The organism is Wolbachia endosymbiont of Onchocerca volvulus str. Cameroon (genome assembly GCF_000530755.1).
Classification (GTDB): Bacteria; Pseudomonadota; Alphaproteobacteria; order Rickettsiales; family Anaplasmataceae; genus Wolbachia.
The window spans coordinates 759,593-774,497 of sequence record NZ_HG810405.1; the positions used below are offsets into that span (position 1 = coordinate 759,593).

Annotated in this window: 10 protein-coding genes and 1 tRNA gene; 5 read left to right on the forward strand and 6 right to left on the reverse strand. The window is 30.1% G+C overall.

All coding sequences use genetic code 11. The features are described from left to right. From WOVOC_RS03205 to rpoD, 3 genes are all read left to right on the forward strand, one after another. Entirely contained in the window at positions 1-429 is a 429-nt protein-coding gene (locus tag WOVOC_RS03205; protein WP_025264291.1) for a Na(+)/H(+) antiporter subunit B, read from the forward strand. After that, on the forward strand, positions 416-742 hold the full coding sequence (locus WOVOC_RS03210) for a cation:proton antiporter subunit C (RefSeq protein WP_014868788.1): 327 nt from the start codon (positions 416-418) through the stop codon (positions 740-742). The genes WOVOC_RS03205 and WOVOC_RS03210 overlap by 14 nt, the downstream gene beginning before the upstream one ends. A 119-nt stretch (positions 743-861) precedes the next feature. Next, positions 862-2,799, forward strand: a complete 1,938-nt coding sequence (gene rpoD, locus WOVOC_RS03215; RefSeq protein WP_025264292.1) for an RNA polymerase sigma factor RpoD — start codon at positions 862-864, stop codon at positions 2,797-2,799. Positions 2,800-4,190: 1,391 nt separating this feature from the next. Here rpoD and WOVOC_RS03225 read toward each other — a convergent pair. Then, positions 4,191-6,740 (reverse strand): AsmA family protein, encoded by a 2,550-nt coding sequence (locus WOVOC_RS03225; protein WP_025264293.1) that lies wholly within the window; start codon positions 6,738-6,740, stop codon positions 4,191-4,193. 2,033 nt (positions 6,741-8,773) lie between these two features. Here WOVOC_RS03225 and WOVOC_RS03230 point away from each other — a divergent pair. Beyond that, positions 8,774-8,846, forward strand: a tRNA-His gene (locus WOVOC_RS03230). Positions 8,847-8,976: 130 nt separating this feature from the next. On the opposite strand, the gene pth is transcribed toward WOVOC_RS03230, so the two are convergent. Together pth and WOVOC_RS03240 are read right to left on the reverse strand one after the other, a co-directional pair. Beyond that, on the reverse strand, positions 8,977-9,525 hold the full coding sequence (gene pth, locus WOVOC_RS03235; RefSeq protein ID WP_014868791.1) for an aminoacyl-tRNA hydrolase: 549 nt from the start codon (positions 9,523-9,525) through the stop codon (positions 8,977-8,979). Further along, positions 9,525-10,136: a 50S ribosomal protein L25/general stress protein Ctc gene (locus WOVOC_RS03240; protein WP_014868792.1), complete on the reverse strand. Its 612-nt coding sequence runs from the start codon at positions 10,134-10,136 to the stop codon at positions 9,525-9,527. Before WOVOC_RS03240 ends, pth begins: the two co-directional genes overlap by 1 nt. Before the next feature lie 1,221 nt (positions 10,137-11,357). Here WOVOC_RS03240 and WOVOC_RS03245 point away from each other — a divergent pair. Continuing rightward, a complete protein-coding gene (locus tag WOVOC_RS03245) occupies positions 11,358-11,822 on the forward strand; it encodes a hypothetical protein (protein ID WP_014868793.1) in 465 nt (154 codons plus the stop codon). A gap of 513 nt (positions 11,823-12,335) precedes the next feature. Here WOVOC_RS03245 and WOVOC_RS04805 read toward each other — a convergent pair. The 3 genes from WOVOC_RS04805 to pheS all read right to left on the reverse strand — a co-directional run bounded on the left by WOVOC_RS04805 (position 12,336) and on the right by pheS (position 14,095). Continuing rightward, complete coding sequence (locus tag WOVOC_RS04805) at positions 12,336-12,479, reverse strand: hypothetical protein (RefSeq protein ID WP_232500378.1); 144 nt, start codon at positions 12,477-12,479, stop codon at positions 12,336-12,338. Between the two features lie 4 nt (positions 12,480-12,483). Continuing rightward, positions 12,484-12,690, reverse strand: coding sequence for a hypothetical protein (locus WOVOC_RS04810; RefSeq protein WP_025264294.1), 207 nt, complete (start codon positions 12,688-12,690; stop codon positions 12,484-12,486). Between the two features lie 361 nt (positions 12,691-13,051). After that, positions 13,052-14,095, reverse strand: coding sequence for a phenylalanine--tRNA ligase subunit alpha (gene pheS, locus WOVOC_RS03255; protein ID WP_025264295.1), 1,044 nt, complete (start codon positions 14,093-14,095; stop codon positions 13,052-13,054). Positions 14,096-14,905 lie beyond the last annotated feature (810 nt).

The following is a 14,905-nucleotide window of genomic DNA, read 5'->3' on the forward strand; positions in this document are numbered from 1 at the left end:
ATGGTTAAAGATCCTGTGTTAAATACAATATCATTTTTGATGATACCCTTTATTATTCTATTCGCTCTATATATACAATTTCACGGTGACTACACTCCAGGTGGAGGTTTTCAAGCAGGAATAATTATCGCTTCTGGAATAATACTGTATTCAATGATATTTAGTATATCCACAACTTTAAAAGCGATACCCTATTCTGTGATTAAATTTACTAATATATTAGGTATTTTAATTTATGGAGGAACAGGCATTGCAACAGTTTTACTTGGCCAAAGTTTTTTATCTTACGATATACTGTTAGCTAACAATGTTACTGGTCAAAAATTAGGTATTTTCTTGGCGGAACTAGGTATAGCACTTACTGTCTGTTCCTCCATGCTTATTATATACATAAGCTTTACCCGTAAAAAAAATAATGACTTTATATAACTATACAATTATTATTATATTAATGATGCTGGGTTTATACATTATCATAAATGACAAAAATTTAATCAAGAAAATGATAGGAATAAATGTTTTTCAAGCATCCGTTTTGTTATTTTATATATCTTTAGGATATATAAAAAACTCCTTACCCCCTATACTGGTACCAAGTCTTCATTTATATAGTAATCCTATACCGCAAGTTCTAATGCTTACTGCCATAGTAGTTGGAATTGCAACATTTTCAGTTGGGTTATCTATAGCAGTAAAAATAGAAGAAAAATATGGAAAAATTGACCAAGATAAATATATGTGAATTAATAGTATCTTAAACTATACGAAGTAATAAGTAGCCAGAAGCTAAACCATAGGCTTTCATTCATTGAAGGTCTATTTACTAGCATAGTAAATAAAGTTTAGATTACAAAGGTAATAATGTCAGCTATTAATAACGAAGAAGATAAGAAAAAAATCATCAGAGATCTCGTAACCAAAAGTATAAGAAAGGGTGGTTTTATCACTTTTGATGATATAAATGAAAAATTATCAGACGAAAATTTTTCATCTGATTTTATAGATGATACCGTATCCCTATTGCAAGACTCCGGAATTAACATACTTGAAAGTAGCGAAGATGAAGAGGATGCTCCCTCCAATAATAATGACAGCAAACTAGATGACGACGATACATTATCAAACGCTGCTACAACTTTAATACAAAATGACGATCCAGTAAGAGTTTATCTACAAGATATGAGCTCTGTGAAACTCTTATCAAGAACAGATGAAATCACAATAGCAAAAAAAATTGAATCTGAAAAGCACAATATGCTACGTGCAATAATTGAAACATCAGCAACATTAAAAATGATAAAAGCATGGCGTGATGATTTGAGCAGCGGATCTCTCTCACTGAGAGAAATCATAGACCTAGATGCAATTTATAATTCCGATTTTAATGCAATGCCTAAAGAAGATGTTAAAGAAAATATTGAAGATATTAATGGTTCTGAAGATGCTGAAAATGATAAACACTGCGAAGATTATAAAACGGATAACAAAAAAAACAACGACGAGCAAGAAAGCGGTAACGAAGATATAAGTTCAACAAACTTAAATGTTTCTATCCTCGAAATGGAAAATGATTTATTACCTAAGGTAATGGTTGCACTAGATGAGATAATTACTTTAGCAAATAAAGCACTAACACTAAAAAAAAATTCTTCTAGTGAATTAACATATAAAGATTTATATAATCAAATATGGTCCACCGCGCTACAAATTAAATTAAGCGACACCGCTACTGCTAAAATCACACAAAAACTTTATAATATAAATAGATCTATTATGCTTGAAGAAGCCAATCTTATTTCTGAAGCTAAAAAATACGAGATCGATAGAGAAAGTTTCTACAAGGTTTATGATAACATACTATTAAAGTATGAGTCAAAAAATATAGATCTTTTAAAAATTAATAAAAATCTATCTTTTCTCAAAGATGAAGTAAAAAACAAATTCGCAAAGTTTATAAATGACAATTTTGAATACATAACTAATACTTTAAATAATATAAAGCAGTATGTACAAGAAGATAATGTACAAGAATTTAAGGAATTAATCAAAAAAATACAAAAACATGAACGAGAAATCTCTGAAGCAAAACAGGAGATGATCAAAGCTAATTTAAGGCTAGTAGTTTCTATCGCTAAAAAATATTCAAACAGAGGTCTTGCTTTACTTGATTTAATACAAGAAGGCAATATCGGTCTCATGAAGGCTGTGGATAAATTTGATTACAAACGTGGATACAAATTTTCAACTTATGGAACTTGGTGGGTAAGGCAATCAATCACTAGAGCAATACCAGAACAGTCCAAAGTGGTTAAAATACCGGTTCACATGGTAGAAATTATTAGCAAAATCAATAGAACACTAAGAAAGTTAACTCATGAGATGGAAAGAGAGCCTACATTAGAGGAATTGAGTATAGAACTTGGAATGCCCTTGGAAAGAATACGTAAAGTTATGAAAATAGCAAGAGATCCGGTAAGTCTTGAGGCTCCAACAGGAAAGGATGACAGTAGCACTTTCGGTGATTGTATAGAAGATAAGCGAGTTTCAAAACCAGAAGATGCTGCAATACTTGCTGATTTACGAGGCATTACAACTAATGTTCTTGCAACTTTAACGCCAAAAGAAGAGAGAATTCTAAGAATGCGTTTTGGCCTTGGTAAAGATGGAAAGGAACACACATTAGAGGAAGTAGGAAGAATCTTCAACGTAACACGTGAGAGAATTAGGCAAATAGAAGCAAAAGCTCTGCGCAAATTAAAACATCCAAGTCGCGCTAGAAAACTTAGAGGATTCTTTTAAAGGAATATTTAACTACTATAATTACAATCAAATATAGGATATGCTGCTTCCTTATCAAGCAATAGCAACACTTGACAAATTTAATACTATAAGTACATGTAAGAACTAGTCAATACAAAGAAAGAAAGCAAAAACAAGGTTAGTATTGCTGTCACTTGGAAAAAAAGAAGGTATAATACCGTATATTGGACGCTAATCTTTCTGTAGGTGTATACTATTTAATTCTTTAATAAGATTATTTATATCATCTACTAATTCCTAGAACTTGGTGATAATGTTCATGCTTATTTAAGATGATATGAAGGAAACAAAATTGAAAACCAAATTTTCCACGTAAAAAAGAATGCTATCCGTTACCTGTAAGTACGAGCTTAATAAGAGTTAAAAAGTAAACATTTGCCAGATGCTTACAAAATGTCACTAAGGTACAATAAAAAGAAAGGAAAAGAAACTTCCAAACAAAAAATAGGCAAGATAAAGGATTTTTCTAATTCACTAGAGTTTTTTAGGCAACCTTTCACATCTGACTAGAGAAAACATACAAGCATTAAACCGATAATATATACAATTTCACTGCAGTAATATCAACTATGGATTAGATTTTAGATAAGCTATTGAAAATCCTAACTTTTTCTTGATTAAATCTAATCAAATTTAAAAACAGTAGTTTATTAAATGCTTCATACTACTAAGCTAGTAATACTCTTAAATTTTACTGAATTGACAAATATAGCTTTAAAACACCTACTGCTCAAGTAGACAGTATACTTTTTTTAACTTAAGCTTACTGCTAAAATAGCTTATAAAAAACTTCTTAGTTTACTAGATAAACTCTCTATAAATAAATCAGGTTTAGCACAAATCTACTCCACCGTTTCTTGAAAGATAAAGAGAAATCCACCCAATCTTTATTATATAAGACAGTTTATACAGACTTCTTCGTTAGCATACAGTATAAGCATTATCATATATAAAATAGTGTATAATGAGATACTTAATATAAGACTAAGCAAAATACTGAGAGGTGATAATCATCTTGTATTTTACTGCATTTTTATCTTTTCCTCAGTAATTTCCCCAATTACTTTTAATTGTGCTATGGGGGAATGTAATGCACTCCAGTTTATACGTATAAGATACAATTTAAGGTAATTACTGTTGTATTCAGTACTTTATACCATATTCTACAATACAAAAACAACACCTTAAAAGGTATAAGAAATAGTTCTATTTTATAATATAAAACCAAAAGATAAACTTAATGCTTCTAATTTCTCTTGTGTCTCTTTACATTGAAAAAATTTTCCTCCTGTTTCCTTAATATCAATTCTCACATACTAATTTAATAGTAACTGAATATCAAGGATATTTAATTTTAATGGCTAGTTAAGTCAACTACCTCCTTCACCAATTACAGTATTAAATATTAGATCTTCATCGAAACTCATTTTAGGACGCCAAATAGGACCATCCAAATGCACATCAACATAAATTGGACTACTACGACCTGGTAATATGAAGAAGAACCTCGATAAAGAAATTAAAGCAAAGTTAGGTAAGGTTAAGTTAGAAGAGACAGATCCTGATGCTTGATCAATTTCAAATTGTAGACTAGTTGAACATATACCATTTCTAATGCTTGCTTTTCCGCTAACATTTTTAAAAACCGTACTACCATTATATATACCAACATGAGTAAGTGTGGAAATCCCAGATTTATTTTTACTGCTAAATAAATCAGTGATGAAAGAATTAAAGTCCACATTAGCAAATTCTATTTCCTGTGCTTGCAAATTAACCTCTCCTGACAAAGTATTAGCCCAATTGTGAAAGCTTTTTCCTTGAGCTTTAACCTCACCATCTAAGTTTAGTTTACCACTTAAATTATCAATTCCAATAACCTGAGCAACCCTTTTAATATCTAAACCTACAACAAAAAATTTTATATACATTAAGTTTAATCTTAAATAACCCTGAAAAGACACTTGTCCATATTTCAATGCATAACTTACTTTTTTAACAGTTATAGTATTATTTATCACTACCGCATCCAAATTAAAGTCCTTCAAAACATCCTGTCCAGTATTAAGCTTTGTAACACTAATCTGCACATTTGCATCAAAATCTTCTTTGCCATTTAAGAAATTAAACTGTTTCCTTGACCATTGAACCTGATCTATCTTATTTCTCGAATCTTTTCTCACTTCTATTAAATTCGGTAATTTTAAAATACCAGCATTAAATTTATCGCCAGTTATGCTTACATCTAACAGAGGTTTAATATATTTTTGATCCGCTAATATTTTTATATTACCAGTAACATTGAAATCTTCTCCAGATAACTTTATTTTACCTGTAACAAGCCTGCCCTTTTCTATCTTCAGTAAGAAACCTAAACCTTCAATTTTTGTACCGTTCAACGTGAAACCATTAACATTGGTTTTTATATTTACATCATACTTCAGATCTTTTAACCATTGCACTTTTGATAAACCATCCAGTAATGAATAATTATATTTATCTAAGTTGAGATCGTGTACACTGAATCTACCACTAATTACATTATGCTTTTTTGTGTAGTTTACCTTAACTGACCCTCGCCAAAATTCTTTATCATTCAGCAACTTAATATCTGAAATAGACAATATCCTGGGCGCAAAGTGTAACCTCGAACTCATTGTAAATTGATTTCTCTTGTTTTCTCTAATCTTTATAAAAGGAAAAAAACATGAAATGAACGACTCAAAATCATCTCCTTTTAGCAATAAATCACCATCAAACTCAGACAAGATAAGATTGTTTGAAACTTTCCCTGATAAACGAGCTACATTATTAGCTCCAGGAAGCCGAAGAAGCGTATCAACTTTTATTTTGCCATCAGCAAATTTTAGCATAGTATGAAATTTATCCAATATTCTGTTTTGGTATTGAATACTTGAAGCTTCTACATTGAAATCTAAATTCAAGTTCTTTGGTACAACCTCTCTTAAACATTCTAGAAGACCCTTCATACTTATTACTTTTCGTGAGCTGTTTTGTATAGAGTCTAAATCAACTTTACTAAAAGTAATATCAATATTAGTATAATTATTTTTTTTATCGTTTCGTACTGTACCACTAGCCTGTATGTTTTTAGAATTAATTTTTAAATCATTTAACGTGAACTCACTTTCATTAAGGTTAATATTAGATGACATCTCAACATTCTCACTAGGAACAACATAAGCAAGAAAGCCAAGACCGATAATTTTTGCTAAATCACTCATAAAATTAGAACCATTATCAATTGACAGCATCAATTTGCCTCGGAGGCCTTCTCGGTTTTTATCACCTGCAAACAGCAAATTTATAAAACTTGATTTGATATTAATATGTACATTCTTTTTTGTAATATCAGCCTTCCCCGAAAAATCATAATTATTATCATCTACCTTTGCTTTACCATAGAAATGTCCGTTCTTTTTAATAGCAATCTCTTTTATATTAACAATACTTCTATAATCAGCAAAGTCATTGTTTAAATCTATTTGGCTATCTTTCATTATTACATCAACCTTACCAGGTCTTTTATTTACGATACTAATAAAATCTTCTTTACTACCTTTTACACCAAACAATGTGACCAATTTCGGTTGTAACGAAAATAAAAATAATGATAGAAAAGATGGCCTTATTTCAATCCTATTTATGCTAACCGAATCTGACAATTTTTGTTTTTTATCGTTGTTATACTGCACATACACGTTATAAATAGTGAGCTTCGGAGTAATTAGTGAAACTTCAATTTTTCCTCCAATATGGATTCTAGCATTAAATGTGTCTTCTAATCTTTGTACAATAAGTTCTTCATAGCTATTCCAATCTTTAAAAGATATAGCAACCTTCAGAAGGATCAATATTAAAGAAATTGATAATATTATGTATATAAGAAGTCTTCTCATAATTTCATATGCTTATATATTACCCATAAACATTAGAGTACCAAAATAAATAACAACACCTAAAAGTACTAAAACTGTCAAATGAATAATGCAAGCAAATACTCTATCAAAAGAGATAATCCTGCCAATAAGAAGCTAAGAATGTAAAGAGCTATCGACATAACTAAAGTTGCAACAATAGCTCTTACAACATTTAATAATAGTACCTGGTTAATCTTATACATTTTACTTATCGTTAAATAATGAGAATTAATAAAATAGAATTTACCCAAGTGAAAATAAAAGTAACAATAGCAATCCCTCTATTATAGGACATTGCATTTAGTATAAGACTAACAATAATTGTATCAACCCATAGACTTATCTAAATTACACAGTTGTTGATAGTTGCTAGTATTATATGCTTGAAAAACTACTTTACTGCATTACTCAACTTTACACTAAAAAAAGGTAGCCTTTGACTTATATGCGCCAAACACCATTAACAATAGTCACAGAATTCCTCTAATTAAAACAAAACTGCTATAGAAAGATTGTGAACCAATGTTTTTATGTAAGGCACAAATAAACTGATAATTAGGCAATGATTTAAAATCACAGATGCAATAGCTATCGAAGCAAAGTATTGTTTTATTTACAACATTCTCCCAATAAATAACGCAACTAAAATGAAAATTATTAAAGAATCATAATTCTTGACAGAGTCACAGTAAAGGTAAGCTTACTTTAATTAAATTCAGAAAGTAAATATTTGAACCATATAAGAAAGTTTGCATGGTAAGGCAAAAAATTACCAAAATAATAAACGTAAGAGGTATTATACTACTTACAAAAGTAAATGCCTTTTTATTATCACATGATTCTGTTGAATATAATGTAGTACAAAAAAGGTAACAAACGCTCCTTCTGCAAAAAATGCTCGAAATAGATTAGTAAAATGAAACGAAGAAAAAATATATCTGTAAAAGAAGTTGTACTAACAATTTGAGCAACCGATACATTCCTTATTAAAGAGACTCTTGAAATAGCTGTAAAAAACCTAAATGTGAGAATATTTTCAAACATTCCTATTTAGCACTACTTCAGACTGTATTCAATGTCAATATAATTGACTGTAATGTCTATCTTAGTAAGACTAGCGATAATGAATTAAATGAAAAGAATAGTGCAAAAATAATAGCCATGATAAGCATACTTTACACCATCGTTAAAATCTATATCTATTATTAAATGTAAACTTTAAAAGTTCAGTTAGCACAGACCTGATTCTGACTTTTTGATTAGCCTTTAAAACAATCAAACAATGGATAAAGACACAGAGAAGCATAAGAAATGCTTCAATGCTGCCGTCTACCTAACCAGGCTTTAGTAAAAATTCAAGTATGTTAAAAATAAATGATATAATTAAACATGAAAGCGAAATATCAAAACCGAGAAATAAAAATACCAATAAAAATAAGTATCGGTAACTGAGTAAGAGCAAAACCTATAATAAATACCACAAAAGGTGTAACACAGAGAGCTACATAACCAGTATTAGAAGTATTTCACTAAAAAAAATGCCACCTTGGCTTTATGTGAGCAAGAAAACGTGAGAAAATTGCCATACAAGCCACAAAAGAACACAAGCCTACACACTATAATAGTATATAATAACATTAATACAAAAACAGAAGATTATATTACATACAAAACGCTAATTTACTTTATATTAAGTTAATGTTAACAGCATTAACAATCATTAAGGACACACAAAAGTGTAAGCTATACCATTCGATTTCAGCTTAAATGAGCTACTGGTCCATTAATTATTGGTATTGTCCTTAAAAAAACAAGAAAAATACAAAGCATAAAGTTAAGTACCACATTCATCAATAAACATAAACGCTGAATTTATTAGAAACTCTAGAATTTTATATAATGAAACTACAATACAGCTCAAAATAAAAGAGTCTACTTAAATAGTTAATTGACTTTTTTTTGCTAATATGCTAGAAGCTTTACAATTTTTGCACTTATGTGCTAAAAATTTGGCGGGTGTAGCTCAGTTGGTAGAGTGTCAGTTTGTGGTACTGAATGTCGCCAGTTCGATTCTGGTCACTCGCCCAGTTAAATTTTCTACTTTATAAAAATAAAAGCATTTGATGTACTTTTATATATCTTTAAAGACCATTTGAAAACTTGATCTAATTTACTAGTTAATTTTTAAAGCACATAAAACAACTTTGTAATGCTATTAATTAATTAATCTAATGAAAGCCATGTTATTTCCTCGCAGTACTAAGTGTATGTTTTTCGCTATCTTCTCTACTAAAAAGGTAACTTTATTAAAATTTAGAAATTTAGACAATACATAATCTGTTAGACTCCTTTGGTTATCGGGTCTACCTATTCCAAACCTTAGGCGCCAATAATCATCACTAATAAGATTATCTATAGATTTAAGACCATTATGTCCAGAAGAACTACCACCTTTCTTTATTTTTATTCTTCCAAGTTCTAAGTCGGCATCATCATGTATAACAATGATATTATCTGATGAAAATTTATAAAAATCCTGTACTCTTGCAACAGGAATACCTGAGTTATTCATAAATGAGTAGGGCTTTAGCAACATAACTTTGTTTCCATTAATTATACCAGAGGTTATTAAATAATCATCTTTTTTAGAAAATGGCTGAAGGCTCCAACACTTACAAACTGCATCAACAATGAGAAAACCAACATTGTGATAAGTCAGCTTGTATTGACTACCTGGATTACCGAGTCCAACTATTAAATACACTATTCTCCTGTTTCTGTTTTAGATTCCTCAACATCACTATCAACAGTAGAAATTGTAACAACGGTAAAGTTTTCTTCCTCATGTGCTGCAAGCTTAACACCTTCTGGCAATTTTACATCACTTATATGTATAGACTGACCAATCATTTTATCAGATAAATCAACTTCTATAGCTTGAGGTATTCTATCTAGAGAACTTTTAACAGTGATAGAACGACATAAAATATTAAGTACCCCACCTAACTTGATTCCTGGAGATTTACTTTCATTCACAAACAACAAAGGTATATCTATTTTAACTTCGCCATCTTTATCAACAAATTGAAAATCAACATGCTGTATAGTATCCTTCACCATATGCCATTGAATACTACGAACAAGAGCATATTCTTTTTTACCTGAGATATTTAATTCTATCACATGTGCAGAAAGAGACCCCAATTTGTATTTCTTCGTGAATTCCTTTGTAGACAATGTCAAATTTACATTATCATGCCCTTTACCATATATAACTGCAGGTATGTACCCTTTCTCTCTCAGAGAATACATTGCCTTTGTTTTTGTTACATCACGTAATTCTGCATTAATTGTTACTATTTCCTGTTGTGCCATCAGTTACTCCTACTTAGCCAAAGTCCTTCTAGAATAATTTAATAGTATAACATAAAAATATTTATTTTTAACTCTATTCTCACCTTTACCCACTGAATGTCTAAAATTATTAGAATATTTATAAATATGGGCAAAAAAGCAAAAATCTACCAAGAACAATGCTAATTATTGTAATATATTTCTCAAAAAACACTCAGAAAACGCTGTTCAATAGTAAACTTAACCATATATAAATACATCAATCAAACATAAACTAGCAACTAACAAAAAAAGAGGTATCTTTTTGATCATAACTGGACCTTAATTTAAAATTAGGTCAAACAAAGTAACTTAAGAATAAACTTAAAGGAATAGATGAAATACATGTTATAGACTTAATGCCCTAAATACGATCCTTATTAAAAAGAAGCTGACTAATAATAAGAAAGACAAATAAAAAAGACATAAAATTCAAGATTATTTTCACGACACATACAGCAAAGAATTTAAGGAAAGAACATTCTTCGATCGAGAGGTTGATACCTTTCAGTACTATTGAAGCTTATCGCACATTATATGAGCAAAAGGAACCTTAAATAGAAGAAGAAATAATTTACACATAGATTTTAATTCTCTTAAGAAGACCAGCAACAATAAGTATCAAAGAGAGTAGAGGAAAAAACTTTATGCAAGGAATGACGAGCAGAAAGCATAGAAAGAAGCGGTATAAAACTTACATGATAGAATTTTTGGAAAATAAAAATAGGTAAGACATAATTATCGTTATAGATTCACTTTATTGAAAAAATTTATGATGAGCATAAATAGAGTATATCTTACCTAACCAAGATAAAATAAAAGCAAGATTTGAAGAAAAGCTAGGCAAAGAGAAAATTAAGGCACTAATTCAAGTTAGATTCAATAGAGAAAGCACAATATTATATAGTATTCATACTCTATTATAAGCCTGACAAACCATATCTTTCTGAGCAGAATACACTACCTATTTTACCTTTAATTGTAAATTAAGAGATATGTTTAAATTACATGATATTAACTTTATTAAAAATTAAGATGAAGTACTTCTTGGACCAAAAAATAGATAATTAATAATCGAAGAGTTAGCCATAATGATGTTTTTAATGCAAAAATATTTATATTTCATAGACAGCTAGTTTAATAATAATTAAACCATTGAGAATGTAAAATTCTAATATATTAATATAGCCAAGGGGGTTAAAAATGTCAACAAATTGGCTTCATAATTTGTTATTCGGTTCTAATGAATCGAAAATAGAAGCACTAAAAAAGGCTCAAAAAATTGATGCTAAGCAGTTTGAAGAAATATTCATTACATTAAAAGAAAAGATCGGCACTGAACAGTTTCAACTTATGCAAAATCACTTAAATGAACTACAAGAAAAAGTAGAAACTCTCACAGAAACAGTAGTAAATCAAGAAAAAATAATGCTAACCTGTTGCATCGTAGCCAGCATTATTGCTTTAGCGGCAATTAGTTTTATCTGCTTCTGTATCTATCAAGGAATAAAGAATGAAAAGGGGAAACAAAGAAGCTTATCTCAGAGTGCGCCAACCGAGAAACTGATTAACTTACGTAAACCAAACCCAAACATGAAACTTAATGTAGATATTAGTAGCACTAAAAAACTACTGAAAGGTCGAGAATTAATGGCAATATATAAATAACACTTTTTCCTAAGAAGGTGTTACATACCCTGTAACACCTCGTACTTTAATGGAAAAGTACCCAATAAACTATTTTATTTTTTAATCATTTGTTCTCTTCTTTGTTATCACAAGTCTTTTCTTCAGCACATTTTCAACTACAATACTAACTACCATAATTACAGACTCATCATGAATACTAAGCGATGTAATTAATAAACCATTCGCGCTAACAAAACAATTACTTAATATTCGTTTTATGTTTTTTCCTCCCATTACAGTTGCAAAAACATACAACACCTATATCACTTGCTTTTACTTTATGAAATTCCCCACGATTACATTATCACCAATCATTGTACATTCATACTTAGTAAATGAGCCAATTCTAATACCGGACCTTATTTTTACTCAAGAATCAAAAAAACTTATAGATAAATAATCAAAATTTATACTAATTTAAGTCTCAAAAAAAACAGTCTCTGGAACAACAAGCATTACTCCTGAACCAATAAAGAATTTTCTTTAACTTTCTTAAAAATAAAACTCACCTTTTACAAGGTCACTTCTATCACTTATACTAATTGCTTCTTCCTCATCAACAGTAACATAACCGATATTTAAATTACTCTTTATTGTAATGAAAATTGTATCAGTTAAATAATACTCATGAGTCAATTTATTACACTCTATTTTCCATCAAGTTAAGTAAATCTTTCATATGTGCAACCATCATTCCAACACTCACAAAAAATTCTTCACTACTATTTTCGCCATTTTGTGCTTCTACGATTTCTCTCAAGAAATCATTCTCAACAACTAATCTACCATACCTCTTACCGCTAGTTTTAAAACCAAAATAAACCAGAACCTTACCTTCTCTAAGCAACTAACCATTTCAGTTATCGTGCCACTTTTTATAAACGGAGTACCTCCATACTACACAATAACTATACTTGAACCTATAACTCTCTCAGGCCTCTTACCACAATTCTGATCGCATCCCCTGTATCAACAAAAACATTAGTTCTTGTATAATTAACTGTACATCCTTAAAAAACCACAACCTTTTAATTAAAGATAAATCACCTACAATAGATATATATTTCCAAGATTTAACCGTTTCGCATTATAAGTAATATATTTGGCATGGAAAATTACCTATTTTATGTAGGACTTTAGACAAGTTTAAATTCATACACTTGTTCATACCCCGTGAGTATAACAAATGCGTAAGTTTTGTTCTTCACTTATCTTAAAGATGAAAAATGAAAACCATAGTGGTCAAGCCAGCTAATTCTATTACTATAAAAGCTTCTTAGGTCACCAATTTGATATTTTAGCATTGCAAGCCTTTCTATACCCATGCCAAACGCAAAACCATTATATCTACTATAGTCTATTCCAACATTTCGAAAGATGTTTGGATGTACCATACCACATCCAAGTACCTCGATCCACTTACTATCCCTATAACTTATATCCACCTCTGCAGAAGGCTCAGTAAAAGGAAAAAAACTACTACGAAAACGTATCTTTAACCCTGTATCTCCAAAGAACCTATTAAAGAAATAGTGAATAGTAAATTTTAGCTGGCCCATATTAACATTTTCATTTACATATAGTCCCTCTATCTGATGAAACATGGGAGTATGAGTTGCATCAAAATCATTTCTGTATACCCTACCTGCAGCTACTACTTTGATTGGGAAAGTTTTCGCCTTTTGCATAGTTCTAATCTGCACAGACGAGGTATGAGTACGCAGCAACACTCTTCTGTTATCTACTTTATTCTTTAAGTAGAAAGTATCTTGCTCTTCACGTGCAGGATGATAACTTGGAGTATTCAGCGCATCAAATACATAAAACTCATCCTCAATTTCAGGACCGTCTACTGCTCTAAAGCCCATATGTGCAAAAATGAGCTTTACTTCGTTTATAACCTTACTGAGTGGATTAACTTTACCAATTTTCTCTGGCCTAACTGGTAATGTGATATCAACTGCTTCACTTTGCAGTTTTAAATTAATTTCCTCGGCCTTTAATATATTTCCCTTATCTATTATAAGCTGATCTAACTTATTACGTAAGGAATTGACGGTCCTACCTAAATTACGCTTCTTTCCTATGTTTCCTATCTTCTTTAAATTACTAAAAGACGCTTTAATTATACCCTTTTTCCCTAAATATAACAGCCTAACTTTTTCTAAATCTTCCAAAGAAGAAGCACTTTCAATTTCGGACACAGCCTTATCTTCAAGCAAATGTACTTCATTCAATAGCTCTTTATTCATTCCGAAAATGCTAGCTTAAACCTTCATTATAGCAAACTTACACAACACCAACAACTCAAAAAATTATCCTCATTTCGATTATTAATCTGCTGATTAATTATACTTTTTTATCTAATTTTATATTGAAAAATATACCGTACTACTATATTTAACAATAATATTAAACTAACGAAGAATACAAAGCAGATGATGATCTAAATTGTTTAAGGAGAAATATATAAAAACATAAGTAAAGCATTCCATGATGAACTAATGGAAACCAGTACTACTTATTCAAGAAGCCTTATAAGCAACACACAAAAGTTTTCCATTTAAGCCAACAATATCGATGACAGCAGATCAAGGCACCCACGATACAATACTATTCAAATAAAACATTTAATCGACTTCTTTAAAATCTGCTTCTTCGAGGAAAAACTTTCATAGCTAACACAAAAGTATCAAAAGAAAGCAGTGAATTATATAACGACCACTATAAAACCGTGTAAGGATTCATTAGTAACGATCTACTCAAAATCCTTCTACGTAAATACTAATTATACTATAAGTAAACACTAAAGACACTAACTTAGTAAGTTGCACCAAATTTAGCTATTCTTAAATTAAGAGCCAGAACATGTAGAAAAAACTGAAAGCAAATAGCAAAGTTAAGTTATAGTACAAGCAGAAAAAACTAAAAACAAAGAAAAACAGGATATAGTTCAAAAAGAAACCACATGAGATAAATAAATTGCATCAATTAAAAATTCTTTTAGCTATAATAAAGCACAAGTTACATATCACCCAGCAATTATTGTAGCAATAATAAAA